Below are 25,320 nucleotides of genomic sequence, written 5' to 3'. Positions count from 1 at the left end.
GCATCTTGAGAAAAAGAGTTGGTGCGAAAGTTGTATTTTAGAGGCATAATCGGAAAATTAACCTTGAATAAATCTAATAAAAATAAACTGCAGTGAAAATAATTGTTCACTTTCACTGCAGTCCGAAGCGTGCGGAACGAAAAATTCCGTACGCTTTTTCATATATCTTCCAGCAATAATCCCGGATTGGCATTCATATCAAAATTACTACGTTTTCCTTGCAAGAAGCTCACTGTCCCAGCGGCTGCAATCATCGCCGCATTATCACCACATAGCGATAACGGTGGAATAATCAGTTCTGTGTTCGGAAGTTCTAGTTTTACTTCTTGAATAAGTCGTTCTCGTAAACCTTGATTCGCCGCCACGCCTCCCGCAAGAAGCAGTTGTTTCACATCGTACTCTTTAGCTGCCCGAATCGTTTTGCTTACTAAAACATCCACGACACTTGCTTGAAAACTCGCCGCCATATCATTTGGATTCGGTTCCTCGCCGCGCTGTCTTAAATTGTGAAGCGTATTGATAAAGGAAGACTTCAAGCCGCTAAAACTAAAATCAAATGAGCCATCATCCATCATCGCACGCGGAAAATGAAAAGTATCTTCACCATCTTTGGCAAGTTTATCAATTTGCACGCCACCAGGATATGCGAGACCAAGTGTACGCGCCACTTTATCATAAGCTTCACCAGCCGCATCGTCCCTTGTTTCACCGATAATCTCAAATTCATTATCAGCTTTCATTAAAACGAGTTCGGTATGCCCGCCGCTGACAACTAACGACAATAACGGAAATTTAAATTCTGTTTCAAAGCGATTTGCATAAATATGACCAGCAATATGATGCACGCCGACTAAAGGTAAATTATGCATAAAAGCGAGCGTTTTAGCTGCGTTCACGCCGATAAGCAGTGCGCCAACTAGACCTGGCCCTTCTGTCACAGCGACCCCGTCCAAATCATCCATCGTCACATTCGCTTGTTTTAAAGCTTCTTCAATCACAAGTGTAATTTGTTCCACGTGATGTCGCGATGCAATTTCTGGAACGACTCCGCCAAATCGTTTATGGCTTTCAATTTGTGAAGCCACTACACTCGATATAATTTCATTACCATTTTTCACAACAGAAGCTGCTGTTTCGTCACAGCTAGATTCTATCCCAAGAATTAATGTATTTTTTTTCATAAGTCCACCCACATCACTAGCGCATCTTCTTTCGTATCCGGATAATAGTTTTTCCGAATGGCGCCGTCTTGAAATCCTAATTTTTTATAAAGTCTTTGTGCTACATCATTAGATACGCGAACTTCGAGCGTCATTCGAACAACACCGCGCTCTTTCGCAACCCGAATCATTTCCCGCAAAAGTGCCTCGCCGTAGTGATTGCCTTGATAATCTGGATGAATCGCAATATTCGTAATGTGCCCTTCATCTAAAACGAGCCAAACACCTGCATAGCCCACTACCTGCTCCTCATAAATCGCAAGCAAATAATAAGCGTATTGATTAATAATAAATTCATTCCGAAAAGCTGCTTCTGTCCAAGGTACCGTGAATGCCGCATTTTCGACATTCATAATACTTTTTAAGTCAGCAACCGTTGCTTCTCGAAAAATTAAGGCTTCTTCCAAACTCACTCGGAACCCCTCGATTCCAACCATTTACTTTCCGCTTCTGCCAATTTTAAATAGTCTGGAACAAAATTGTCCGCTGGTTCGCCGTCCAAGTCCGCCGCTAATTTTACAAGTGAACTAGCCCGCGCATACGTATAATCCGCCTGAGCAAAAATCGCTCGTTCACCAAGAATCGCTGTCACTGCTAGCTGAATTTGCTCCGTCAACGTTCCCACGAATAAAATTGTATCGTCACTTTGAGTAAATTGCTCTACTAATTCGGTAAGCGCAATATGACCATCTGCTACAACGTTCTTCATTTTGCCACAGTTCGCTTGATAAACCCCCGCGTACACATTACCACGGCGCGCATCCATTAATGCAACCACTTTTCCAGGAAAGTATAAGCCATTTTCTGCTAAAAGTGCCAAAGAAGAAATCCCAACAATCGGAATTCCCGCATCCCAGGCCATTGTTTTCGCGACAGTTACGCCGATGCGCAGTCCGGTATAAGAACCCGGCCCTTTTGCTACAGCAATTTTTTCTAAGTCTGTCGGTTTTACGCCACATTCCTCCATTAAAGCAGCAATCGCCGGAAGTAGGCGCACACTATGATTTTTTTTCAAATTCGTTGTATATTCACCGAGAACAACACCCTCATTAAAAAGTGCTATCGTCATCGTATCGGAAGACGTATCCATCCCAAGTATCATTTCCCAAAAACCTCCATCGCAAGTTGCTCGTACCTTTCCCCAACTGGCTTCACAACCATTTTGCGCGTATTCTCATCTATATGAAAAAGCTTAATTTCCAAGTATTCTTCTGGCAAATCTTCGCGAACAAACTGTGCCCATTCAACCACACTAACACCCGCTCCGTAGAAATACTCCTCCAAACCAAGTTCATCAGCCGAAGTATCTTCCAAGCGGTACACATCCATATGATAAAGTGGCAAGCGCCCTTTCTTATATTCGCGAATAATAGTGAATGTCGGACTTTTAATCATTTGCGGAATCAAAAGACCTTCACCAAGTCCTTTTGTAAATGTAGTTTTTCCAGCGCCGAGATCACCTTCAAGTAAAATCACATCTCCAGCTGCCAGTTGTTCACCAAGTTGTTTTGCGCGAAGTCTTGTCTCTCTTTCACTTGTCATTATTAATTCGAATTCCATTAGCTCACCCGTCCATCATTTTCTCTACATATCATACCACAAAGCCGCGCCAAAATAAAAAACAAAAAACGCAACGACCTGAGTCGCTGCGTCTTTCCAGAGAATTAGTAAACTCCACTGTTTATATACATTTGTCTTGCAAAATCGCTTATGATTAAAGTTAACTCTTCTTTAGAAAGAATTTGTTCTTTTGTTGGAAAATCAGAAATTGGAACAAATTTTTCTGCTTTTGTTTCTAGTTTAAAACTGATAGACTCTGGATTCGTATTGTTTAATGTATCTTCTACTTTTCCGCTAATAGTTAATGTATCTAATGTATTATTTTTTCCTGGTTTTACAGCAATATCGAAATTAATCATTAGTTTTTTATCATCTAGTAACTTATCAGCAGCCGTTTTAAGGCCTGTTAGTAGCTCACTATACTGTGTGTCAAAGTCTTTTACTTGATCTGAACCTTGGCTTTCTGTCATTACTTTGAAATCCGCTTTTACTGCTTCTTCATTCATTAATTCACGAAGTTCTGTTAGTAATTTTACAACATCTTCTTTTTTAAGTGAAACCGTGATTGTACCATCTTCTGCTTCTTTAAAACGATCTTTTTCCAAACCTTGGAAATAGTCTTCTGATAGTTTTGTTATTTTTTCATTGATATTTTTTCTAGCACCTTCATACGCTTTTTCATCAATCTTCACTTCAGTGCCATCTGTTAATAAACTCGTTAATTCTTCTGTACTAATATATTTATCTTTTAAACCGGGCATTTCTGTGTCAATTTTAGACCACATGCCACCTGTCGCTTGATCTAAAAAGCTAAGTAATGACGCGTCTGGTTTAACGATAGATTTAAGTGGAATATATGAATTTCCTGACTCTAAATCCGATAAAACACTGAAATCCATGGAAAATGGTAACATATTATTCGTAGATTTTATATTAGCTTTTGTTTCTGTCTTGTTGGCTTTTTTATCCGTTGAAGTCGTTACAGATAGTTTAATATCTTTTAGAATACCAATCATTTGCGAGCTAGAGTCGTCGCTTGGTATTTGGATATCTGTTACACCCATCGTAGTAGTATATGTAGACTTATCCGGAGCATTTTTCCCATTTTTTAATGTTTGAATAAATTTCCCTTGTGGTGTTTTTGCTGCTTTTTCTTCTGCGCTTTCCCCACATGCACTAATTACTAATGCTAAAACTAACAGAATTGAAAGTAAAATCCCTTTTTTCATTGTTCTCCTCCTACTTAGTTGATACATTAAAATTAACACATATAAAGTACTGAAAACAAGCCATTTTCCAAAGTGTTCATAAGTCTGTCACAAATCACATCATAAAAAAACGTCCCTTATGAGAAGGACGTTTTTATTTTGGAGTTACTTTTATAGAAGTAGCATTTTCAGACACTTTCCCCGGAGCTGGTGAAGTAATATCTGTTCCTTGTGGGAATACGGCTTTGATTGTGTCATCATCTTTAATATCTGTTAGTTTCATCGTTTTGCCAGTTGTTGCGTTAGTCACGGAAGTATTGCTACTTACGGTGACGATAACTTCGCTGGCATAATTATTTTTTTCGCCATTCCATGTTAATGTTCCATTGACTGTTAACTGCTTATTATTCTCCAATAAACTAGTGTCAGTTACTGATCCATCAAGGACTAAAGCAGGAACTTCTTCCTTATTACAACCCGCCAAAAATAGTACAACTAGTAAAACCGGCAACATTATTTTTCTAAAACCTGTCATCGCGCTCTCTCGTCCTCTCCGAAGCTTTTCGTTCTTTCTAGCATAGCATTTAGCGGAAATACAGGCAATCGTTTTCTTTGTTTCTTAAACAATTCTTATACACCTAGCAAAATGCCGATAAAAGCTGCCACCAAGCCAAACACATATGTACAGCCTAAATATGAAAATAATACGCGATAATTTGTTTTCCATTTTAATTCCATACTCTCCACTTTGAATGTTGAGAATGTCGTATATCCACCCATAAATCCTGTGCCAAGAAACAGCTGCCAGTCAGGACCAAGCGTAGAAGATAATAGAAAACCTAACAAAAATGAACCAGTTATATTAATGAAAAAAGTCGCGAAAGGAAAGTTCGTCTTCCATTTACTTTTAACAAAAACCGAAATCCCATATCGTAGCATTGCGCCTAGTCCCGCACCAAAACCAACCAGTAAAAAATTAATGAACATGGCGCGCACCTCGTTTTAGCAATGTATCGCTAAGCATTCTACCAAGCTTCACCATCACAAGCCCACCAATTAAACTAACCAAAACATAGCTAATCGCCAAAATCACATCACCATTTTGCAACAGTTGAATTGTGTCGACACTAAAAGCAGAAAACGTTGTAAAAGCACCAATGAATCCCGTTCCAATCCCATTTAAGATTACTAATGAAATACGCGATTTCTCCGCCAAAAACTGCATGAGAAAAGCCAGTAAAAAACAACCAATCAAATTAACAGCCAAAGTCGCATAAGGAAATCCCTCACCACCAAGCCATAAATTCATCGCATATCGACACATCCCACCTAGCGCACCAAAAATCCCCACATATAAAAAATACATCCTCTAAGACCCCACTTCACAAAAAACCACCCTGAAACATTTACATTCGGGGCAGTCGCCTTTGTCCTATTTCTTCTATACTATAACGCAAAACATTCCTTTTATTCAACTCACCGGAAGTCGCAGGATTGTCTTCATTTTTTCTGGGTCAGCTTTACGTGGATCGCTCAAATAAATTTCGTGATGCTTCCGAACAGCTCCTGTATCATTATGGAGCCCCTCTATTTCCATAAATTGATGCATTTCCGCCACTGTCTTCACTTCTTCACTAAACGGCCCAATATGCATCATTTGCACACATTCACCTTCTTCAAAACGAACCAATTTCACACGGCTCGTATCGACATCAGGCTTTTTCTTCTTAGCAACCTCTTTCGCCCACTCCAACACTTCTTCGGTAACAAAATCTGGTTGTCTAAGAAGTGAGGTCCAAAGCCACGCATTCCGGTCATGCAAATCGAACATTCCCTCAGACCACCAAAAGCCTTCCAGCGGCGGCACAACAAAATCCGTATAACCATCCAGACGCGTCTCGCCCATTTTACTCATTTTAATCGTATAAGCAATCGCGTAAAGAGACTGCACCGCTTTTTGATATTCCTCGCCGTCTGGGTCACCTTTCCCATCCACCATCAAAAAATTCATCTCTGGCACAAAAATACGCTCAGGTTTCCGTTTTGGCGCATAAAATTTCTTTTCGTCTTTTTTAAAATCCATTTTCTTCTCAGTCATTTGAATTCCTCCTCGTTCATCCAGTCTGGCATCAGCTTCTGAAAATTATCATGACTCGCTGCCGTCTTCGCTGCATAATTCATTAACTTTTTAAAATTACGAGATTCATTTTTCGCCGCCCAATTAACGGCCGAAGTAATATGCATCGCCGTGTAAAGCGCATAAAGATTCCAAAAATCCGTAACTTCTTCTTTATCAATATAGCCTAAAATATTTCCTCGTGCAAAAGGAATACTGACCTCTGTTGTAAAAAAGCCAATTTTTGCTAAATCAAATAAAGGATCTCCGAACTCTAGCCGATTAAAATCAATAAGCCCCACAAATTTTTTATTATCCAAAATAATATTTGCCGGATGAAAATCGCCATGTTGTAAACAAATCGGTCTATTTTTTAACCTAACTATATTCTCAAGAACAAATTTTTCTGTTTCCATTAAAAAAGGAGCTGTGACTCCTAATTTTTTTAGTTCCTGTGCTTTTCGATTAAATTTGGCTGCCTGAAAATCAAACCAATTCATTACTGGTATATCTAAAGGTAGTTCATGGATTTTCCGTAAAAGTTCCCCTGCCGAAAAACCAGCTTTAAACTGTTCCAAATTCGACAATTGTTTCATACCACTTTCCGCATCTTCTCCGCGCAAATACTCAATAATCATGTAGCCCTCTTCACCAATAGAGCCGAAATCATAAGCCTTTGGAACAAGTGGAATTTGAGAACTTAACGCGCGGATTATTTCAAATTCTTGCTTCCGTTCTTGAAGCAAATCTATGGAAAAAACACGAACAAGGTAAGTTTCATCCACTTGATATTTCCTATCAACAGAAAAACCTTTTTTTATTTCCGAAATCACTTTCGCATTATGCAACATTTTTAGTTGTGCCACATCCATAATCAGCTTTCCCTCCTATAAAACTCGCTATCCTCCATTATACAAGAATACGCTTACTTTTTCTTCATTATCTATGCAGAATTTGTTGACAAAATAAAGGCTTCAATATTATAATTAATTTTGCTACAGATACGCGGTCGTGGCGGAATCGGCAGACGCGCTAGGTTGAGGGCCTAGTGGGGTAAAACCCGTGGAGGTTCAAGTCCTCTCGGCCGCATCAAAAAAGACAGTCTTGGTTAATTATAACCGGACTGTCTTTTTCATTCTCACGACAAAATATCATAAGCCATCTTATACTTCGTTGATTTTGCGAAATGCGTGCTTGCATGCTTTTTCACCCGGTCAATCAGAATGGGATCGTTGGACGCATCGATTTTTTTTAGTAGTTTCATCATTTTCGATTCGTAACTCACTTGCTCGTTTTGGTGATATAAAAGCAGGGTTTCGGTGTATTCCATGAAGTAATTCAGCTCTTGCACTCGCTCAATTACTCTGTTCATGATTCCCATTAATGATGTTGCTTTTTCGACAGACCCTTTTTCCGCAAAAATGACCATCAATTCCGTTATGACAAGATAATCATTATTGTTAAAGCTTGTATTAGTAGTTTCATAGGCCATCAGTTCTTCATACAAACTGGTGATTTTCTCATCAAATAGCGCTTCATTTCCTTCGATATTTTCAATTTCTGCCATTTTTAATTGAACGACAAAATAATAGATTTTTTTCGCTTCGGGGTATTTGGAAAAGTAATGCAGTGTTTGTTCAAATCTATTTTTTGCTTCTTTCATAAAGCCGATTTGAAAATAAATATAGCCATAGAAATAGAGAATGGACACAAACCGTTCTTGTTCTTCATCCTTTATTAAATCCCACGCTTGCTGAATATGCCCAAGTGCTGGTTCATAGATGCTTTGGCAAATATAATTAATACAGATACACACGTGAAAAACAGCATGAAAATCTTTATTATTCGTAATATCCACGCATTTTTCCCAGTATTCTACTGCTAATGGATAATCGCACGTTGCATGAGAATGTTTTACCGCCTGACTATAGTAATAGTAGGAAAGTAACTGGCGCGAAAATGATTCAGCCGCGTGTTTTTCTGTACTATTTAAATATTTCGTTTCAACTTCCTCGGCTTTAGCAAATTCCCAAGTTTTATAGTAAAATGCTACTTTTAAACAATAAAAACTAAGCTCGACAGTTGGTGATTCATGCAGTAAATCCACTGTTTCAGCTATTTTATTTAAACGTTTTTCCATTTCTGCTGGATTCGAAAATACCAATAGTTCAAAAATTTCATCCATTTCTCTCAGTAGCTCTTTATTTGTTTCTTCCTCGCTCATTAATAATACTTCTTCTGGTATTTCTAGCCTTCTTGCTATATGCATCAACGTTTCAAACGAGCCAAATTTTATGCCATTTTCGATATTTGCTAAATAAGGAACTGAAATAATTCCTTGCGCTACTTCTTTTAATGTTAGCTTCTTCTCTTTACGAATATTTTTAATTCGCAAACCGATTAAATTCATGATGTCACCGCCAATTTTTCCATATTTTCCTTTTAATTATAAACTTTTACTAACGGAAAACAACCGTCTTTTTCAACTATCTTCTATTTTTACTATCCTGCATTTTTGCTATTATAGCGCTTTGCAAAATGCTGTCTCTTACATACAAAACGTTTCAGACCATAAAAGCTCGATTGCTTTTTGACCTAAAACGATTAATTAGCTCTATTTAATCTTCAAAAAAATTCACTAAACTGTCATAACTAGCTCTTCGGAATTTTGACTTGTTTATCAGTATAGGGAAAACAGAAATATTCCCACATATTCCTTATTTCACCTAATACTGACATCTTATTAATTTTTTAGTCTGCTCCCACATGCGACTAATTCCGTTAATAAACAACAAGACTTTTGGATTCTTTCCCTTATCAAATCCGAAAAAATCGCTACACATTCCCTTTTAAAACTTGTTCTACGCAAAAATGGAAACGTAGATTTTCATTTTACCATCGAAAATAAATAATTTTGCAAAAAGGAAACATCGTCCTTTTTCGGCTTTTTTGAAGATGTTTTTGGTCCGTTTTATCTAAAAAGGCGAAGATAGCAGCTATCCTCGCCTTTTTTCATTTAAATAAAATATGTTTTTTCTTCATGTAAAATACGATTGATGCCGCTACAATCATTTCTGAAATCGGAATCGCTAGCCATACACCAGGAATACCAATGATTGGTGGTAGTACTAACAAGAAGATAACCATAAATATAATCTCGCGCGAAATCGTAATCCATGTCGCCATTTTTACTTTGTCCGATGTTTGGAAGTAAGTCATCATTACAAAGTTGAATCCCATGAACAGATAAGCCGTATAGAATAATTTGATGCCGTTACTTGCTAGGTCTCTAATTTCTGGGCTAAAGTTCCCGAACATCGAAACGAGTAAATTGGAGCCAAAGAAACCAACGAGTAAAAAGCCAACTCCCGTGCTAAATGCAACGATAATCGCAATTTTCAACGTTTCCAGTTCTTTTTGTCTAGCTTTCGCCCCGCGGTAATAACTAATAAGCGGCTGAATCGCCGAACCCATCCCGAGGAACAACATCAAAATCACACTGTGCGTATAATTCAATACGGAGAAAGCGGCGACCCCTGCAGTTCCAGCAATTGCCGCAATCGAAATATTATAACCTAACGTAAAGACCGATACGCCAACTTCTGCTAAAAAGCTCGGTAAACCAATCGACAATGTCTTTTTGAAAAAAGCTTTATTCCAGTCCACTTTTACAAATTTCAAGCGACTCGATTTTTTGAAGAAATGGGTGATTAGAATAACTACACCGATAATAATCGCCAGCATTGTTGCTAGAGCTGAACCAGTTACACCCCATTCGAATACAAATAAAAATAAATAGTTCAAAATAACGTTACTAATCGCCGTCACAATAAGCGCAATCATGGATAAATTAGGATCGCCATCATTACGAACGAAAATACTCAAGATATTTTCCAATGTCAGCGCAAATCCGAAAATAAGCAATATGTTCATATACTCAAGCACATAACCAATCGTGTCATCATTCGCACCTAAAAAATAAGCTAACGGTTCTTTAAAAATAAACGCGATAATTCCAATAAAAATCGTAATTGAGACAACCGCTAAAATCGCATTGGTAAAAATTGTTTGCGCCTTCGCGACATTTTTTTCCCCAATTGCAAAGGAAAACTGGGTCGCAGCACCAATCCCAATCCAGATTGAAATTGCTGTAAAAATAGTAAATACTGGCACAGCAATATTAATCCCAGCAAGCGCCACCCCGCCAAGCTTATGCCCAACAAAAATCCCATCGATTACAATGTTTAAAGACATTAATAACATGCCCACTAAGGAAGGGATTAAGTATCTAAAATAAATCTTTTTTACTGAGTCTGTTTCTAAAATTTCAATATTTTTTGCCATGTTACACCTCTAATTCAGAGCTTTTAGCGTAATTCCTCTCCAGAAAATTTGCCATAAAGCCGTGATTTTCTTTTCCGTTCTTTCTGGGTCATTCACGTACACAATGTCAACAATGACAGCATCGAGAATCCCCATATACGCTTCTTTCATCGTTTCCACGTCTTGCATTGGAATTAATTTTTGGTCAATCCAATTGCTAAATAAAACTGTAAAATCTTGCTCCATTTGCCCGACATTTTCGGTAATATCCGCTTGGACGATATCATATAAATGCTTCGGTGGATAAAATCCATATCTTAACCAGAATTGGTAAGCCTCATCCGTATCGTACAATTCCTTCACACCAAAAAGTAAACTAGACAAGACAAGATCCGGCCTTGATAAGTCACTATCCCGAAGTTTCGCACGATAGTAATCTATTTCGGTTGATTTCGCATCCTTCATAATGGATAAAAACAAATCATCTTTATCTTTAAAATGAGAATAGATGGATTGCTTCTTCAGCCCCACCACTCCTGCAATATCAGCAAGTGACGTCCCTTCAAAACCATTATGGGCAAAAAGTGTCAGCGCGGCTTGTTTGATTTCTTCTTTTCTCATCTTATCACTCCTCTCGCAAAAAAACTGACGACCGTTCGTAAGTCATTCTCTCACGAAAAAAATTCTTTGTCAATAAAAAAATCCACCCTATTGAAAGAGTGGATTCACTGTTTTATTTTTCTTCTAAAAACTCGCTAATAAGTTCATACGTTTCATCAGTAGCTGCAGAATTCGTCGTCATAAAGCCATGAGGGACTTTTTCAAAACGTTTCGCAAATACTTCTACGCCAGCATCTTTTAATTTCTTCGCGTATGCTTCTCCTTGATCTCTTAGTGGATCAAACTCAGCAGTTGCAACGAATGTTTTTGGCAGCCCGACTAAGTCTTTACTACGAATTGGTGCAACAAGTGGATCATATTTACGATCACTTGCATTTGCAATGTATAATTTAAAGAATTTATCTAATGATTCTTTTGTAAGTACGTAGCCTTCAGCAAATTCATCCATTGACGGATAAAGAACCGATGCATCACGACTGAAAATATCCGTTGCTGGATAAAGTAAAATTTGAGCTGTTATATTAGGTTTTCCTTTTGCTTTAGCGATTTGTGTAACAACGGTCGCTAAGTTTCCGCCAACGCTATCTCCCGCAACGATAATGTCTGAGGATTTAGCGCGTAAACTAGTACGGTGATTTTGTACCCAAAGTAATGCAGCGTAAGCATCTTCTACTGCTGCTGGGAAAGGATTTTCTGGAGCAAGTCGGTAATCAACAGTGACAACACGAGCGCCCGTAGTTTGTACCAGTTTTCTAGCAATCGCATCATGTGTTTGCAGTCCGCCTAAAACAAATCCACCACCATGATAGTAAACGATAATTTCGAAAGGTCCGTCTTCTTGTGGCGTATAAATCCGAATTGGAATTTTGCCAGCCGGGCCATCAATTTTTTTATTTTCAACATCGCCAATTTCGATATCTTTTGCGGATGGTAATGCTTTTGTTGCTAGTCTCATATATTTATATCGCGAATCTACGTCGGATAATGGTGAAGTGTTTTTCACAAATTCCTGTGAAGCTTCATCTAAATTCTCAAGTACCTCGGGATTATATTCTTTTTTCCCAACCGCTTTTTTGTAAATAAAGAAAACGATTAATAATGGAAGTAGAATGATCCCAGCAAAACCAATGGCAATCCATTTTATTGTATTTTTCACATTCGCTCAACTCCTTCAATATAACTTCATTAACAAGTATAGCAGTTTTACGAACAGGAACCAATTTATTACTATTTGAAATGATTATTTTTATTTCAAAATGTATTTTTAAGCATAATTATGAATAAATAAAAACAAAAAGGTTGATATCCAAAAGCATCGATGTTAATATAAATACAAATGTTTGTATATTTATGAATAGGGGATGTTTACAATGGCGAAAGAAAAAATCGTTTTAGCTTACTCTGGTGGGTTAGATACTTCGGTTGCAATTCAGTGGTTAGTAGAATCAGGTTATGAAGTTATCGCATGTTGCTTAGATGTTGGTGAAGGGAAAAATTTGGACTTTATTAAAGAAAAAGCCATTACGGTTGGAGCAAGTGAATCCTACACGATAGATGCGAAAGAAGAATTTGCCGAGGATTTTGCGTTAATCGCCCTTCAAGCCCATGCTTATTATGAGGGAAAGTATCCGCTCATTTCCGCGCTAAGCCGTCCGTTAATCGCGAAAAAATTAGTTGAAGTAGCTCGTCAAGAAGGCGCCTCTGCTATCGCTCATGGTTGTACTGGTAAAGGAAATGACCAAGTACGGTTTGAAGTAGCGATTCATGCACTTGCTCCTGATTTAAAAGTTGTTTCCCCTGTCCGTGACTGGAAATGGTCAAGAGAAGAAGAAATCAATTACGCCAAAGAACATAACATCCCCGTTCCGATTGATTTAGATAACCCCTTCTCGATTGACCAAAATCTTTGGGGTAGAAGTAACGAATGTGGTGTGCTGGAAAACCCATGGACAACGCCACCAGAAGCTGCCTACGACTTAACAGTTAGTTTAGAGGATGCACCGGACACAGCAGATATTGTCGAAATTACTTTTGATGCTGGTATTCCGATTTCTCTTAATGGAGAAAATATGAGCCTGGCTAATTTAATCCTTACTTTAAACGAAATCGCTGGAAAACATGGCGTCGGCAGAATTGATCATATCGAAAATCGTTTAGTTGGTATTAAATCACGTGAAGTCTATGAATGCCCTGCTGCAGTCACTTTAATTACTGCTCATAAAGAACTGGAAGATTTAACATTTGTTCGTGAAGTGGCGCATTTCAAACCAATTATTGAACAAAAAATCAGCGAAACGATTTACAATGGCTTGTGGTTCTCACCTTTAACAGAAGCATTAGTAGCTTTCTTAAAATCCACGCAAAAATTTGTTAATGGAACGATTCGCGTCAAATTATTTAAGGGGCATGCTATTGTGGAAGGAAGAAAATCTCCAAATTCGCTTTACGATGAAAACTTAGCGACCTATACTTCCTCCGATACATTTGATCAAGATGCAGCTGTTGGTTTCATCAAACTTTGGGGACTACCAACGAAAGTGAGCGCAGAAGTCAATTCAAAAGTTACGATAACGACTGAGGTGTAAAAAATGGAAAAATTATGGGGTGGCCGTTTTCAAGGGAAAAGCGAGGCATGGATTGATGATTTTGGCGCTTCGATTTCGTTTGATCAAAAAATGGCAAAAGAAGACTTAACGGGAAGTTTGGCACATGTCGCTATGCTTGCCAAATGTGGCATTATTCCGGATTCAGAAGCCGCAGAAATCACGGCCGGGTTGAAAATCCTCCAAGAAAAATTAGCGCTTGGTGAACTGGAATTTAGCACGGTGAATGAAGATATCCATTTGAATATCGAAAAGTTGTTGCACGAGGAAATCGGTCCTGTCGCTGGGAAACTTCATACGGCGCGGAGTCGGAATGATCAAGTTGCGACTGATATGCATTTATATTTAAAACAAGCCGTAGCGGAAATCATCCAATCATTAAAACATCTACGTGCGGTGCTTGTTCAAAAAGCCGACGCGCACATTGAAACGATTATGCCTGGTTACACGCATTTGCAACACGCCCAGCCCATATCTTTTGCCCATCATTTACTAGCTTACTTCGGAATGTTTTCGCGGGATTTAGAACGTTTAGAAGAAAGTGTCAAACGGATTGATATTTCGCCGCTTGGTTCTGCTGCGCTGGCTGGAACGACTTTTCCGATTGACCGTGCTTATAGTGCAGAATTGCTTGGCTTTTCTGCTGTATATGAAAACAGCTTGGACGGTGTGAGTGATCGTGATTTTATCATTGAGTTTCTGAGTAATAGTTCCCTTTTGATGATGCATTTATCGCGTTTTTGCGAGGAGCTGATACTTTGGACGAGTCATGAATTTCAATTTGTGGAGTTGACGGACGCATTTTCGACAGGAAGTTCGATTATGCCCCAAAAGAAAAATCCGGATATGGCCGAGTTAATTCGCGGGAAAACTGGTCGAGTGTACGGGAACCTTTTTGGCATGTTGACGGTTTTAAAAGGGCTGCCACTTGCTTATAACAAAGACTTACAAGAAGATAAAGAAGGCATGTTTGATACGCTCGAGACGGTTCAGACGAGCTTAGATATATTTGCCGGGATGATTGAAACGATGAAGGTTCGCACGGATATAATGGAAGAATCTACCCAAAAAGATTTTTCCAATGCGACAGAACTGGCCGATTACTTAGCGAAAAAGGGCGTTCCTTTTAGAGAAGCGCATGAAATCGTTGGGAAATTGGTGCTGGAATGTACGCAAAATGGGATTTATTTGCAAGATGTGTCGCTTAGTCACTATCAAGAAATAAATCCACTTATTGAAGCAGATATTTACGAGGTGCTTTCTTCTAAAACTGCCGTCCAAAAGAGAAATTCTTACGGCGGGACTGGTTTTGAGCAAATTAAAGTTGCACTGGCTAATGCGAAAAAAACGTTATAAAGTGGGCTGGAATACTTATTGGTGTTCCAGCTTTTTTGTATTTGCCCTACCTGCCCCTATTTGTCAAAGCACTACTTTTTTTGTTACTATTAAATAGATGTTACCTTTGTGCTAACATGGGGAAATACATACATAGAATATAAAGGGAAGTGATGTAATGAAAAAATTAACGAATGTCTTTTGGGGAGCAGGTTTTTTAGTTCTCTTAGCTGTTTTATTTGGTGCTTTTTTACCAGAGCAATTTGAGACACTTACAACAAATATCCAAAAATTTCTAACTAGTAATTTCGGTTGGTACTATTTAATCGTTGTTGCGATTATTATTATCTTCTGCTTATTTTTGGTTTTAAGCCCGATTGGCACGATTCGGCTCGGAAAGCCTGGCGAAGAACCGGGATATAGTAATAAATCTTGGTTTGCCATGTTATTTAGTGCTGGAATGGGGATTGGCCTCGTTTTCTGGGGTGCTGCTGAACCTTTATCGCATTATGCTGTTCAAGCTCCCGGCGGTGAAGTTGGCACACAAGCTGCTATGAAAGACGCGCTTCGTTATTCATTCTTTCATTGGGGCATTTCCGCTTGGTCGATTTATGCGGTTGTAGCCTTAGCACTTGCTTACTTTAAATTCAGAAAAAATGCGCCTGGTTTAATAAGCGCCACACTGTATCCACTTTTAGGAAGACATGCAAAAGGTCCGATTGGTCAATTGATTGATATTATCGCTGTTTTCGCGACGGTCATCGGTGTTGCGACGACACTTGGTCTTGGCGCTCAACAAATTAATGGTGGACTTACTTACCTATTTGGCGTTCCAAATAATTTTACGGTTCAATTTACAATTATCATTATCGTTACGATTTTATTCATGTTATCAGCAATGTCTGGTCTTGATAAAGGGATTCAGCTGTTGAGTAATGTAAATATTTATGTCGCTGCTGTATTGCTCGTTTTAACGCTTATTCTTGGACCTACCCTTTTCATTATGAATAATTTTACTAATTCATTTGGGGATTACTTACAAAATATTATCCAAATGAGTTTCCAGACTGCACCTGATGCGCCGGATGCTCGAAAATGGATTGACTCATGGACTATTTTTTACTGGGCATGGTGGCTTTCTTGGTCACCGTTTGTCGGGATTTTCATTGCGCGAATTTCACGTGGCAGAACGATCAGACAATTTTTACTTGGGGTTATCGTTCTTCCAGCTCTAGTCAGCGTCTTCTGGTTTGCTGTATTTGGCGGCTCAGCGATTTTTGTCGAACAACATACAAATTCCGCGCTTTCGAGCTTAGCGACAGAACAAGTACTGTTTGGGGTATTTAACGAGTTTCCAGCTGGAATGGTGTTATCGATTGTCGCGATGATTTTAATTGCCGTCTTCTTTATAACATCGGCAGATTCTGCCACATTTGTTCTCGGTATGCAAACGACTGGTGGCTCTTTAAACCCACCGAACTCCGTCAAAGTGACTTGGGGACTTTTACAAGCAGGAATTGCAAGTGTACTACTTTACGCGGGCGGATTAACAGCACTTCAAAATGCTTCGATTATCGCGGCCTTTCCCTTTTCAATCGTGATTATTTTAATGATTGTCTCCTTGTTCATCTCTTTAATAAGGGAACAAGAAAAACTAGGCTTATTCGTTCGACCGAAAAAATCACAACGTTCACAACTATAATAAAAAGGGCTGGAAATCTAGTTTTAGATTCCCAGCCTTTTTTTCATCCTTTTTTCTGCTTTGCCGCGATTATTTCACGATAGCTACGAGTTTGTTTAGGATATTTTTTCCGAAAGAAATGTTGCGAAACGACTGCTAACACGAGTGAGATGGCGGTAATTGGAATAGAACTTCTAAAAATACCGACCATTAGTAATAAAGCACTGGCAAATAATGTTGCATTAAAAAGGAATTTTTCCATTAGTTACTCCTCCAAATTGTAGTTTAGGTCGTGATCATGTGCTAATTTTTTAATACCTAAAGCATCGAATACTAACGCTTTTTCTGCAATATAAGCATTGTATTCGATACGTTCTAGCATATCGTACGCTTTATGCAAGGACGTGTCTAACACGACAATACCGTGTTTATTTAATAAACTTGCACTAGGAACAGCTTTTTCCCCTAGCTCGATAACATGTTTACGAACGATTTCCGCAAGTTCTGGGCTAGTTGCTGGTGCAAATTCAAGTGTTGGAATTTGACCAATTTTTTGTGTTGCTTCTGTTAAGTTCGGCAGTTCCATACCAAGTGTTGCGAATAACATTGATTCTTTTGGATGGGCATGAAGTACACAGCCGATTTTGGGATTTTCTACGTAACAAGCACGGTGTAAGTTAATTTCTCTAGTAACTCTTCCATCTCCTTCTACGACTTCATTGTTGTTGTCCACTACAAGGATTTCATATGGGGAAAGATCGCAAAGTTTTGCTTGACTCATAAGCGTTGGCGTCATAATAATATGTTCGCTATTCATGCGGACACTCACATTTCCTCCCGCAGCATTTGTTTCAAAGCGGTCAAACATCGTCTTCACAACTTTGGCTAAATCTTCACGTTCTTTTTGGTATAACATATTATCTCTCCTCCAATTGTATAATACTTACTTGATTTTTAAGTTTTCCAGCAGCTTCTAAATCAAAGCTCGAACTATCTTGTTGCATGACTTTGCTGGCTGAGCAACCTGTCGCGACTTTTAACGTTTCGGTAATCGGCATATTCATTGCAAGTCCCGCGATAAATGCACCGACAAACACATCGCCAGCCCCAGTATCATTGCGTTCCTCCACTTTTGGCGGAATAACTTGATACAATTTGCCATTATGTGCGCACATCGATCCTTTTGCTCCAAGCGAAACGACTAGATAAGGGATTTGCTTGGCTAACGTGCGAATGTTTTCTTCCAGTGAATTCGTCTTTTCATCTAAAATGGCCACTACTTCATCTTCATTTGGCTTAATGAAATCGACACCCATTTCGACAGCTACGTTTAAATATTCACCGGAATTATCACATCCAAGAAACGCGCCTGTTGCTTTGACAGTTCTTAGTAGTTCTTTAAAATCAGATAATGTATAATGAGGAGGCGGGGATCCAGCAATCACCACCATGTCCTCTTTTTTAACTTTTTTAGCGATTTGTTTTAAAAGGTTCACTTTGTTGGTCTGACTTACGGTAAAACCAGCTTCTGGTATCATGGTGCTGCCATTCGTGTCATCACTCAAGACGACGAAGCATTCTCTTGTCGAAGTTCCAGCTTCTACAAGGAAATCATGGTTGATATGTTTTTCTTTTAGAATGGCATATAGTTTGTCGAGATTGTCTGATCCCGCAATTCCAAGTGCTTCATTTTTAATTCCGAATTTCGATAGCACGCCCGAAACATGAAGCCCCTTTCCCCCGCAATCAAATTCCGTTTTTTTGACTCGATTAGTCTTCCTTTTTTCCAACTCTCCATTAATGAAAAGCAACCGGTCAATAGCTGGATTTAATGTTATCGTATAAATCATCTCATCACTCCTATTTCTTAAGAGCTAGCTTTTTCTAGTTCAATAGTTCGTTTTTTCATCATTTTCACGTAGAATACTAGTAATAGTACCCAAATCGCGACAAAAATAAATCCTAAAATAGTGAACTGTGCTGCTTCTGCAAATACATAACGGAACACTGGATACTCAAGCGTACTCCAAGTAATTTGTTGCCCAGCTTTAAGCGAAATTGCTCCTGTTGAATGCGCTAAGTCTGTGATTGATCCTGCGAAGAAAGTCGATACATATAAGAAAATTGGTGTTGTAATTGTTCCTAGGATAATCATTCGGATCAAGTTCCCACCTGTTACGATAAGCGCTGGTGCACACAAGGAAATATTTAATATTCCGGCAAACGGTAAAACGCCATTTCCTGGTAAAATTAGCGCAAAAATAAGTGTCACTGGGACCATAAGAACGATAGCTACCCATACTTCACTACATCCTGCTAAAATCGGCCAATCTAGCCCAATGAACAATTCACGGTTTTTAAATTTGCGTTTCATGAATTCAGAAATACCATCAGATAATGGGGATAATGCTTGCATAAATAGTTTCGCAACCATCGGGAATAGTGTTAATGCCGCAGCAGCTTGCATGGCTAACATCAACGTTTTCGCTACATCATAACCAGCTGCAATCCCTAGAAGTCCACCGATAATAAAGCCCATTACATGGTTTTCGGCAAAAATACCAATTTTATCTTTTAATGCATTGGCATCCATATCTTTACGTAGTGCTGGAATTTTCTTCAGTAACCAGTCAATTGGCATTAAGAAAATACAGAAAATCATCATACCGTGGGAAACGGTTACACCAGGAATCCCATTTAATTCTTGAATTTGACGTTGGTTGGCATCACATAGAATTAGTTCTGTAACAATTTGAATTCCGGCAACAATAAATGCTAAGTAAACATTTTGTGTTACGCCAATAATAAGTACGGCTGTTAAAATTTTGCCCCAAACATTCCATAAATCGACGTTTAAGGTTTTGGTTTTATTGATAACGAGCATAATTGCGTTAATACCAAGTTGTAGCGGGAACATCAAGAAAGCAAATGGCCACGCCCAAGCAAGTGTTGCCATTGATGTCCATCCTCCGTCTAAGATGCTTAAATTAATCCCTGTTCTCTCTGCAAGTCCTTGTGCAGCAGGTGTTAAAGCCTCAATCATAAAGCCAATAACAATATTCATTCCAAGGAAAGCTACCCCTAGAATAATCCCCGCACTTACTGCATCTCTCACTTTCATTCGTACGATTAGCCCAATAATAATCATCAGTGCTGGAACAAAAACGGCAGCTCCAAGGTTCAAAATAAACTGTATAACTGATTGTAATGACTCCATTTTTTCACGCTCCCTATTTTATCTTGTTTGTTTTTATTTCAAGGCGTTCAGTAATTTTTCTGTTTCTTCGTCCATGCCCATGCCAGTTAAGAAAGCAATACCATTTAATGTTGGAATATCAAATTCTTTGTTTGCTTTTGTAATCGCCACGTAAACATCACTTGTTTTAATGTGTTGTTCAAGTGACTTAATGTCTACTGCTTCTACTGTCGCGCGAACGCCCTTTTCTTTTAAAATACGTTCTACTTTGGAGGCAACTGTTTGACTTGTCGCTACTCCTGATCCACATGCTACGATAACTTTTTTCATTGTAATCACTCTCCAAATTGTTTTTTTAGGAAATCACATAAAGTATTGCTATCATTCATTTCTTTTATTTGTTCCACAAAGTCTGCTTCCATAAATTTTTCCATGATACTTGAAAGCAGTGGAACTTGATCTTGGGGATTTTTGATTCCTAACATGAAAATTACTTCGACATCAATCCACTTATCTGTCGTTCCCATTTGAACAAAAGGAACCGGTGTAGAAAGTTTATTTACGAGTACAAAAGGACGTTTTACATAAATCGTGTCTGTATGAGGAATTGCGATTTTGATGCCATTCATCTCGAGTCCAGTAGGAAAAACTACTTCTCGGCTTGTTACTGCTTCTTTAAAAGTGGGCTCTACATACTGCTCTTTCTCTAATATCTTGCTCGTGTATTCAAAAAGTTCTGCCTGACTCTCGTAACTTGAATTTATCAGGGTTAACTCTTTTTGAAACAAATCATGGTAATCCACGTGACGCTCACCCCCTTTCAAGGATTTCAACGATTTTCTTTTTGTTAGTTGAAGCAAGAAGTTCCACTAACCTTTCTGGCTGTAAGAAAATTTCGTTCAATTTTAGTAATAGTGGTATGTGTTTGTTTTGTTCGGATGGGGCTAGGGCAATCATGATTTTGACTGTTTCGTCCACCGGCGTTTTTGTGTCCGCTTTCATTATCATCAACTGAATATCTTGCTCGATTACGCCATTCGCCGGTTTAGCATGAGGTAAATAAATATTCGGTCCAATCATCATCTGCTCATAATTTTGATAGAAGATTTCTTCGCAAGTATGAATGTAACAAGTATCCACTGTTCCTCGTTCTAACATTGGTGCAAACGCCGCCGAAACCAGCCTCTCCCACTCAAGTGGCGTTTCTAAAAAATGAACCTGTTCTTCGGTAATCCGCATTGGTTCTGGTTCTTTTTTCTCCACAAGCTGCTCTTTTTTACTGAAAAATGATTCCACTTTAGCTTGCACTAAGCGAATGTTTTCTTCGGGAATTTCATCTTTTAGCATGGCAAGTAGTTCTTTGGTTTTTTTATGACTGTCCATTTCGATGGCTTTATCGACTTGTTCTCTAAGGATTTGTCGGCTATCTTTACTTAAAATCGACGGAATCACGAAAATGGTAGCATCGCTCTGTACTGGAACGGTCGTAAAAATAAAATCAATATCACGGGCAACCGTATTTAATTGCCGCACCGCATAAGCTCCTTGGAAATCAATACTTGGAAACATCATTTTCAAATTTTCTAACAGTAGTTTGGAGATGGATGTACCACTTTTACAAAGGACGACTGCGCGGAAAATCGGCTGTTCCGTTTCCTCGATTTGATACATCCATCCAAGAACTATCATCGAAAGGTACACAATTTCCTCTTCCGACCACTTACGGCCAACCAATTTTTCAAAAGGTTTGGAGGCTTTTTCTACAATGTTGAATGTTGGGGTGTATTCTTTGATAAATTGTTTTTTAAGCGGATTATTGATTTGAAATCCTAAAATCGTCCTGTAAATTGCTGGTCTGACATGTAAAATCACTTTTTCTTTAAACTCATTTTTCTTCATGATTTCGGTCGCAAAATACATTTCTAGTAAGCGGATGAACTCATCAACTGCGTAGGCGATTTCTTCACTGTCTGAGAAATGAAGCGCCGACTCGACTAAATTCGAAGCGAGTACTTGTAACGATAAGTAAAGCAAATCATTTTCACTTAAAAAGTCATAACCCCAAAACATTTCTTTCATTATCGGGAACTCACGGGTATTTTTGATGTCATACATTTCAATTTTAAATGTCCATTTCTTGTTTGTTACTTTGGATCGTTTGATGATGCCATGGAGGATATAGGGCAATTCTTCCATTTGTTCATCTGTAAATGTAATTTGAAGTTTACTTTCGACTTTTTCCAGTCGTTTTTTTAGTAAAAAGACTTCACTGACTGTAATGAGCTTCTTTTCATCAAGTACGAATTTCCCGTACGGGGTCTGAACGACTTCGCGAATAAGTTCCGCCAGTAAATTACGAATCAAGAATTCTGAACCGGAAACTGCATAACCATCTTTTCGTGAGTAATCTAGTTGTATTTCGAATTCATGCAAGCTTTCCTTGATACTTTTCACATCTGTTAACATCGTATTTTTACTCACATAAACATATTCCGCAAGTGCGCCGAGTGACATGTAATGATTGTGAAGCAGTAATTTAATCATGATAAGTTTGCGACGAATATTTACCTCATAAAACGAAAATAACTGTTGCTCTTCCGCAGTTAAAAGCCGGTAACAAGCTTCTCTACATACATCTGTAACAAAAATCATGTCATGGTCAATTAAAATTGGTTCTGACTTTAGTAGATGGTTTATTTGTGTAATCTGTGCGCTAATTGCTTCTTTTGTTACCTTAAAATTTTTGGAAACATTTCTAAGATTCACTTGCCGATTCAAGAGCAGATAAGTAATTAATTCCTTACAATTCTGTTCCATCTACTTTCCCCTCCCTTATATTAATAGTAAATGATAACCCTTACATAAAAATGCTGATTCATCACAACTTATCTTTTGGCAGAAAGATTTATTGTGATGAGTGACATTTTGGGGTCTCTTTCTATTATAGATTAGAAGGTATTCGAGGGGAATATGAAAAAAGTGCGAATCAGCTTTAAATCAAGCTTCCTCGCACTTTTTTTCTAATAAAATTTGTTTTATTATTGCCGCAACACGTATCGCATCTTCCTTCTCAAGTCGTGCATAAGTTACGCGAATAACGGTCTCTTTTACCCCGAATAAAAATCCTGGCATCACGAGTAAATCATTCGCTAAAAAAATATCAAAATCACGAATCGCGCGAAATTCAATTGGTAATTTTACCCATAAATGAAATCCGCCTTGTGGTTTAATAAACGTCAGCTCGTCCGGTACAATTTCATCCAAAGCTTCGATTAAGTTATCGCGCCGCTGTTCTAAAACATCATGCAATTGTTTTAAATGGCTACTATATCCCGCCGTATTTAATACACTGTTAGCCAAAACTTGCGGAAAAATACTTAAACCAAAATCCATTTCTTGTCTGGCGAGCGCGAGTCGTTCAATAACCGCGGTTGGTCCAATTAGCCAACCAATTCGTGTAGTTGATCCCATAATTTTTGAAAGTGAGCCAATATATAACACATTATCCGTGTCCAGTTGCTTTAACGGCGCTGGAATTCGGCTATCGAGCGCGGCCAATTCTGAAAATGGATCATCTTCCACAATCGGAATTTGCAAGTGAGCGCAAATTTTCACGAGTTCTTTGCGCCGCTTTAAACTCATCACTAGCCCAGTCGGATTTTGAAATGTCGGATTAACAAATACCATTTTGACACGATGTTTATGGTATAAATCGCGCAACTCGGAAATAATCACGCCATCCTCATCCATTGGTAAAGCAAAAATTCGTAAGCCTGCTGATTGAAATAACGATAGCGAATAAAAATAAGACGGCGACTCAATTGCTACAGCATCACCCGGTTTTAATAAACATTGCGTAATTAAGAAGAGTGCTTGTTGCGCACCAGATGTAATCAAAATTTGTTCCGGTCGCGACTCTAATCCATATGCAGCTTTCATTTGTTTTTGAATCGTTTCTCGCAAAGGCCTGTAACCCGCTTCGTCTTCTAGCTGCTCCTCGGCAATAAAAGACTGCCATGAAAGACTCGGCGTTTCCATTTTCGGCGTCATTTCCAGTGGAAGTTCACCACTCGCAGCATCAATCACCCGTTCCGCATCCACTTGTTCCATCACGCCGGTTTGGCGAATATAGGGAACTGCCGGTGTAAAACCGCCTTGTGTTAAATAATGGCGCCAATTCGTTGACTGCCCTGCAAAAAGCCCCCATTTTTCCGCATTAACCGTCGTTCCGCTTCCTTGTTTGCGAATGATAACTGCCCGCGCCGTAAGTTCATCGAGCGCCCGCACAACTGTCGAACGATTCACACCAAACATCTCCGCCAACTGCCTTTCCGGAGGCAATTTTTCTTCTGGCAAAAGTTCACCATTCATAATTTTCGTTTCGATTAAATCAACAATTTGTAAATAAATCGGTAAACTCGAATTTCTAGTTAGTTGCCACATCCACACCATTCCTCCTATATAAATTGGATGGAGAAAACAACATCCAATTGGCTGTTTGTACGAAATGGCTTTTAGCTTATCATAATAGTCAGGTAATTTCAATTAACTTTGATGGAGGTTGTTAATATGGAGAAAAAAGTTGGTACTGATCGTATAAAACGTGGTATGGCGCAAATGCAAAAAGGCGGCGTCATTATGGATGTAGTTAATGCTGAACAAGCAAAAATCGCGGAAGAAGCTGGTGCAGTTGCAGTTATGGCGCTTGAACGGGTTCCTTCCGATATTCGCGCAGCCGGTGGTGTCGCTCGAATGGCTGACCCTCGCATTGTCGAAGAAGTAATGAATGCTGTCTCTATCCCTGTTATGGCAAAAGCTCGTATTGGTCACATTACAGAAGCGCGCGTCCTTGAAGCAATGGGCGTGGATTATATTGACGAAAGTGAAGTATTAACTCCCGCTGATGATGAATTCCATTTACTAAAATCAGATTTCACTGTTCCTTTCGTGTGTGGTTGTCGTGATATTGGTGAAGCGCTCCGCCGTATTGGTGAAGGTGCTGCCATGCTCCGTACAAAAGGAGAACCCGGAACTGGTAATATCGTCGAAGCTGTTCGTCATATGCGCCAAGTAAACGGCCAAATCCGTCAAATTGCTGGTATGACAGATGACGAGTTAATGGTTGCCGCTAAAAATTTCGGTGCTCCGTATGAACTGATCAAAGAAATTAAAACACTTGGCAAACTTCCGGTCGTTAATTTTGCTGCTGGTGGTGTTGCGACTCCCGCTGATGCTGCACTAATGATGGAACTTGGAGCAGACGGCGTTTTCGTTGGCTCTGGTATTTTCAAATCTGATAACCCTGCCAAATTTGCCAGTGCGATTGTCCAAGCTACTACTTACTATACTGACTATGAGCTAATCGGAAAACTTTCCAAAGAGCTAGGTTCCCCGATGAAAGGAATCGAAATGTCTCGCCTTAACCCAGAGGACAGAATGCAAGATCGGAGCATTTAA

26 protein-coding genes and 1 tRNA gene are annotated in these 25,320 nt (G+C 38.9%); 5 read left to right on the top strand and 22 right to left on the bottom strand.

Annotated features, from left to right (window positions below; translation table 11 throughout):
* Positions 1–158 precede the first annotated feature (158 nt).
* From tsaD to HCB49_RS08235, 10 genes are all read right to left on the bottom strand, one after another.
* The gene (tsaD, locus tag HCB49_RS08280; protein ID WP_185604656.1) at positions 159–1,181 is read right to left on the bottom strand and encodes a tRNA (adenosine(37)-N6)-threonylcarbamoyltransferase complex transferase subunit TsaD; all 1,023 of its coding nucleotides are present in this window, start codon (positions 1,179–1,181) and stop codon (positions 159–161) included.
* A complete protein-coding gene (gene rimI / locus HCB49_RS08275) occupies positions 1,178–1,633 on the bottom strand; it encodes a ribosomal protein S18-alanine N-acetyltransferase (RefSeq protein WP_185604815.1) in 456 nt (151 codons plus the stop codon). Before rimI ends, tsaD begins: the two co-directional genes overlap by 4 nt.
* Entirely contained in the window at positions 1,630–2,322 is a 693-nt protein-coding gene (gene tsaB / locus HCB49_RS08270) for a tRNA (adenosine(37)-N6)-threonylcarbamoyltransferase complex dimerization subunit type 1 TsaB (protein WP_185604655.1), read from the bottom strand. The genes rimI and tsaB overlap by 4 nt, the downstream gene beginning before the upstream one ends.
* Positions 2,319–2,780, bottom strand: coding sequence for a tRNA (adenosine(37)-N6)-threonylcarbamoyltransferase complex ATPase subunit type 1 TsaE (tsaE, locus tag HCB49_RS08265; protein ID WP_185604654.1), 462 nt, complete (start codon positions 2,778–2,780; stop codon positions 2,319–2,321). The genes tsaB and tsaE overlap by 4 nt, the downstream gene beginning before the upstream one ends.
* Positions 2,781–2,884: 104 nt before the next feature.
* Positions 2,885–4,009, bottom strand: a complete 1,125-nt coding sequence (locus HCB49_RS08260) for an Lmo2079 family surface lipoprotein (RefSeq protein ID WP_185604653.1) — start codon at positions 4,007–4,009, stop codon at positions 2,885–2,887.
* A 133-nt stretch (positions 4,010–4,142) separates the two neighbouring features.
* Complete coding sequence (locus tag HCB49_RS08255; RefSeq protein WP_008948390.1) at positions 4,143–4,523, bottom strand: hypothetical protein; 381 nt, start codon at positions 4,521–4,523, stop codon at positions 4,143–4,145.
* 95 nt (positions 4,524–4,618) lie between these two features.
* Positions 4,619–4,975 carry a fluoride efflux transporter CrcB gene (gene crcB / locus HCB49_RS08250; protein ID WP_185604652.1) on the bottom strand — a complete coding sequence of 119 codons (357 nt, stop codon included), beginning with the start codon at positions 4,973–4,975 and terminating at the stop codon, positions 4,619–4,621.
* Positions 4,965–5,354 carry a fluoride efflux transporter CrcB gene (gene crcB, locus HCB49_RS08245; RefSeq protein WP_185604651.1) on the bottom strand — a complete coding sequence of 130 codons (390 nt, stop codon included), beginning with the start codon at positions 5,352–5,354 and terminating at the stop codon, positions 4,965–4,967. Before crcB (HCB49_RS08245) ends, crcB (HCB49_RS08250) begins: the two co-directional genes overlap by 11 nt.
* Positions 5,355–5,459: 105 nt before the next feature.
* Positions 5,460–6,086 carry a GyrI-like domain-containing protein gene (locus HCB49_RS08240; protein WP_185480994.1) on the bottom strand — a complete coding sequence of 209 codons (627 nt, stop codon included), beginning with the start codon at positions 6,084–6,086 and terminating at the stop codon, positions 5,460–5,462.
* On the bottom strand, positions 6,083–6,976 hold the full coding sequence (locus tag HCB49_RS08235) for an aminoglycoside phosphotransferase family protein (RefSeq protein WP_185604650.1): 894 nt from the start codon (positions 6,974–6,976) through the stop codon (positions 6,083–6,085). The genes HCB49_RS08240 and HCB49_RS08235 overlap by 4 nt, the downstream gene beginning before the upstream one ends.
* Positions 6,977–7,109: 133 nt before the next feature.
* Between HCB49_RS08235 and HCB49_RS08230 the strand changes: the two genes are divergently transcribed.
* Positions 7,110–7,193: transfer RNA gene (locus HCB49_RS08230), tRNA-Leu, on the top strand.
* 49 nt (positions 7,194–7,242) lie between these two features.
* Here HCB49_RS08230 and HCB49_RS08225 read toward each other — a convergent pair.
* The 4 genes from HCB49_RS08225 to HCB49_RS08210 all read right to left on the bottom strand — a co-directional run bounded on the left by HCB49_RS08225 (position 7,243) and on the right by HCB49_RS08210 (position 12,204).
* A complete protein-coding gene (locus HCB49_RS08225) occupies positions 7,243–8,514 on the bottom strand; it encodes a helix-turn-helix domain-containing protein (protein ID WP_185604649.1) in 1,272 nt (423 codons plus the stop codon).
* Positions 8,515–9,116: 602 nt separating this feature from the next.
* Entirely contained in the window at positions 9,117–10,448 is a 1,332-nt protein-coding gene (gene fepA, locus HCB49_RS08220) for a multidrug efflux MATE transporter FepA (protein WP_185604648.1), read from the bottom strand.
* A gap of 9 nt (positions 10,449–10,457) precedes the next feature.
* Positions 10,458–11,048: an efflux pump transcriptional regulator FepR gene (gene fepR, locus HCB49_RS08215; RefSeq protein ID WP_185480998.1), complete on the bottom strand. Its 591-nt coding sequence runs from the start codon at positions 11,046–11,048 to the stop codon at positions 10,458–10,460.
* A gap of 112 nt (positions 11,049–11,160) precedes the next feature.
* Positions 11,161–12,204, bottom strand: coding sequence for an alpha/beta hydrolase (locus tag HCB49_RS08210; protein ID WP_185480999.1), 1,044 nt, complete (start codon positions 12,202–12,204; stop codon positions 11,161–11,163).
* Positions 12,205–12,418: 214 nt separating this feature from the next.
* Here HCB49_RS08210 and HCB49_RS08205 point away from each other — a divergent pair, with 214 nt between their 5' ends.
* The 3 genes from HCB49_RS08205 (at position 12,419) to betL (ending at position 16,688) form a co-directional block, all read left to right on the top strand.
* Positions 12,419–13,633 carry an argininosuccinate synthase gene (locus HCB49_RS08205; protein ID WP_008948399.1) on the top strand — a complete coding sequence of 405 codons (1,215 nt, stop codon included), beginning with the start codon at positions 12,419–12,421 and terminating at the stop codon, positions 13,631–13,633.
* 3 nt (positions 13,634–13,636) lie between these two features.
* A complete protein-coding gene (gene argH, locus HCB49_RS08200) occupies positions 13,637–15,007 on the top strand; it encodes an argininosuccinate lyase (protein ID WP_185604647.1) in 1,371 nt (456 codons plus the stop codon).
* Between the two features lie 157 nt (positions 15,008–15,164).
* Positions 15,165–16,688, top strand: a complete 1,524-nt coding sequence (gene betL, locus HCB49_RS08195; protein ID WP_185604646.1) for a BCCT family glycine betaine transporter BetL — start codon at positions 15,165–15,167, stop codon at positions 16,686–16,688.
* A 43-nt stretch (positions 16,689–16,731) separates the two neighbouring features.
* Here the strand turns inward: betL and HCB49_RS08190 are convergent, their stop codons facing one another.
* From HCB49_RS08190 to HCB49_RS08155, 8 genes are all read right to left on the bottom strand, one after another.
* A complete protein-coding gene (locus HCB49_RS08190; protein ID WP_008948403.1) occupies positions 16,732–16,929 on the bottom strand; it encodes a hypothetical protein in 198 nt (65 codons plus the stop codon).
* Between the two features lie 3 nt (positions 16,930–16,932).
* Positions 16,933–17,583, bottom strand: coding sequence for a class II aldolase/adducin family protein (locus HCB49_RS08185; protein WP_185604645.1), 651 nt, complete (start codon positions 17,581–17,583; stop codon positions 16,933–16,935).
* A 1-nt stretch (position 17,584) separates the two neighbouring features.
* Positions 17,585–18,517, bottom strand: coding sequence for a 1-phosphofructokinase (locus tag HCB49_RS08180; protein ID WP_185604644.1), 933 nt, complete (start codon positions 18,515–18,517; stop codon positions 17,585–17,587).
* 17 nt (positions 18,518–18,534) lie between these two features.
* Complete coding sequence (locus HCB49_RS08175) at positions 18,535–19,884, bottom strand: PTS galactitol transporter subunit IIC (protein WP_185392207.1); 1,350 nt, start codon at positions 19,882–19,884, stop codon at positions 18,535–18,537.
* A 33-nt stretch (positions 19,885–19,917) separates the two neighbouring features.
* Positions 19,918–20,193: a PTS sugar transporter subunit IIB gene (locus tag HCB49_RS08170; RefSeq protein ID WP_003722354.1), complete on the bottom strand. Its 276-nt coding sequence runs from the start codon at positions 20,191–20,193 to the stop codon at positions 19,918–19,920.
* A 5-nt stretch (positions 20,194–20,198) separates the two neighbouring features.
* Positions 20,199–20,666 carry a PTS sugar transporter subunit IIA gene (locus HCB49_RS08165; protein ID WP_185604643.1) on the bottom strand — a complete coding sequence of 156 codons (468 nt, stop codon included), beginning with the start codon at positions 20,664–20,666 and terminating at the stop codon, positions 20,199–20,201.
* 7 nt (positions 20,667–20,673) lie between these two features.
* The gene (locus tag HCB49_RS08160; RefSeq protein ID WP_185604642.1) at positions 20,674–22,680 is read right to left on the bottom strand and encodes a BglG family transcription antiterminator; all 2,007 of its coding nucleotides are present in this window, start codon (positions 22,678–22,680) and stop codon (positions 20,674–20,676) included.
* 180 nt (positions 22,681–22,860) lie between these two features.
* Complete coding sequence (locus HCB49_RS08155; RefSeq protein WP_185604641.1) at positions 22,861–24,306, bottom strand: aminotransferase-like domain-containing protein; 1,446 nt, start codon at positions 24,304–24,306, stop codon at positions 22,861–22,863.
* Positions 24,307–24,432: 126 nt separating this feature from the next.
* Between HCB49_RS08155 and pdxS the strand changes: the two genes are divergently transcribed.
* Positions 24,433–25,320: a pyridoxal 5'-phosphate synthase lyase subunit PdxS gene (pdxS, locus tag HCB49_RS08150; protein ID WP_185604640.1), complete on the top strand. Its 888-nt coding sequence runs from the start codon at positions 24,433–24,435 to the stop codon at positions 25,318–25,320.

This window comes from Listeria cossartiae subsp. cayugensis, from assembly GCF_014229095.1.
Lineage (GTDB): Bacteria > Bacillota > Bacilli > Lactobacillales > Listeriaceae > Listeria > Listeria cayugensis.
Note: the sequence above shows the minus strand (reverse complement) of the source record. Positions and strands in the feature narration are given on the sequence as shown.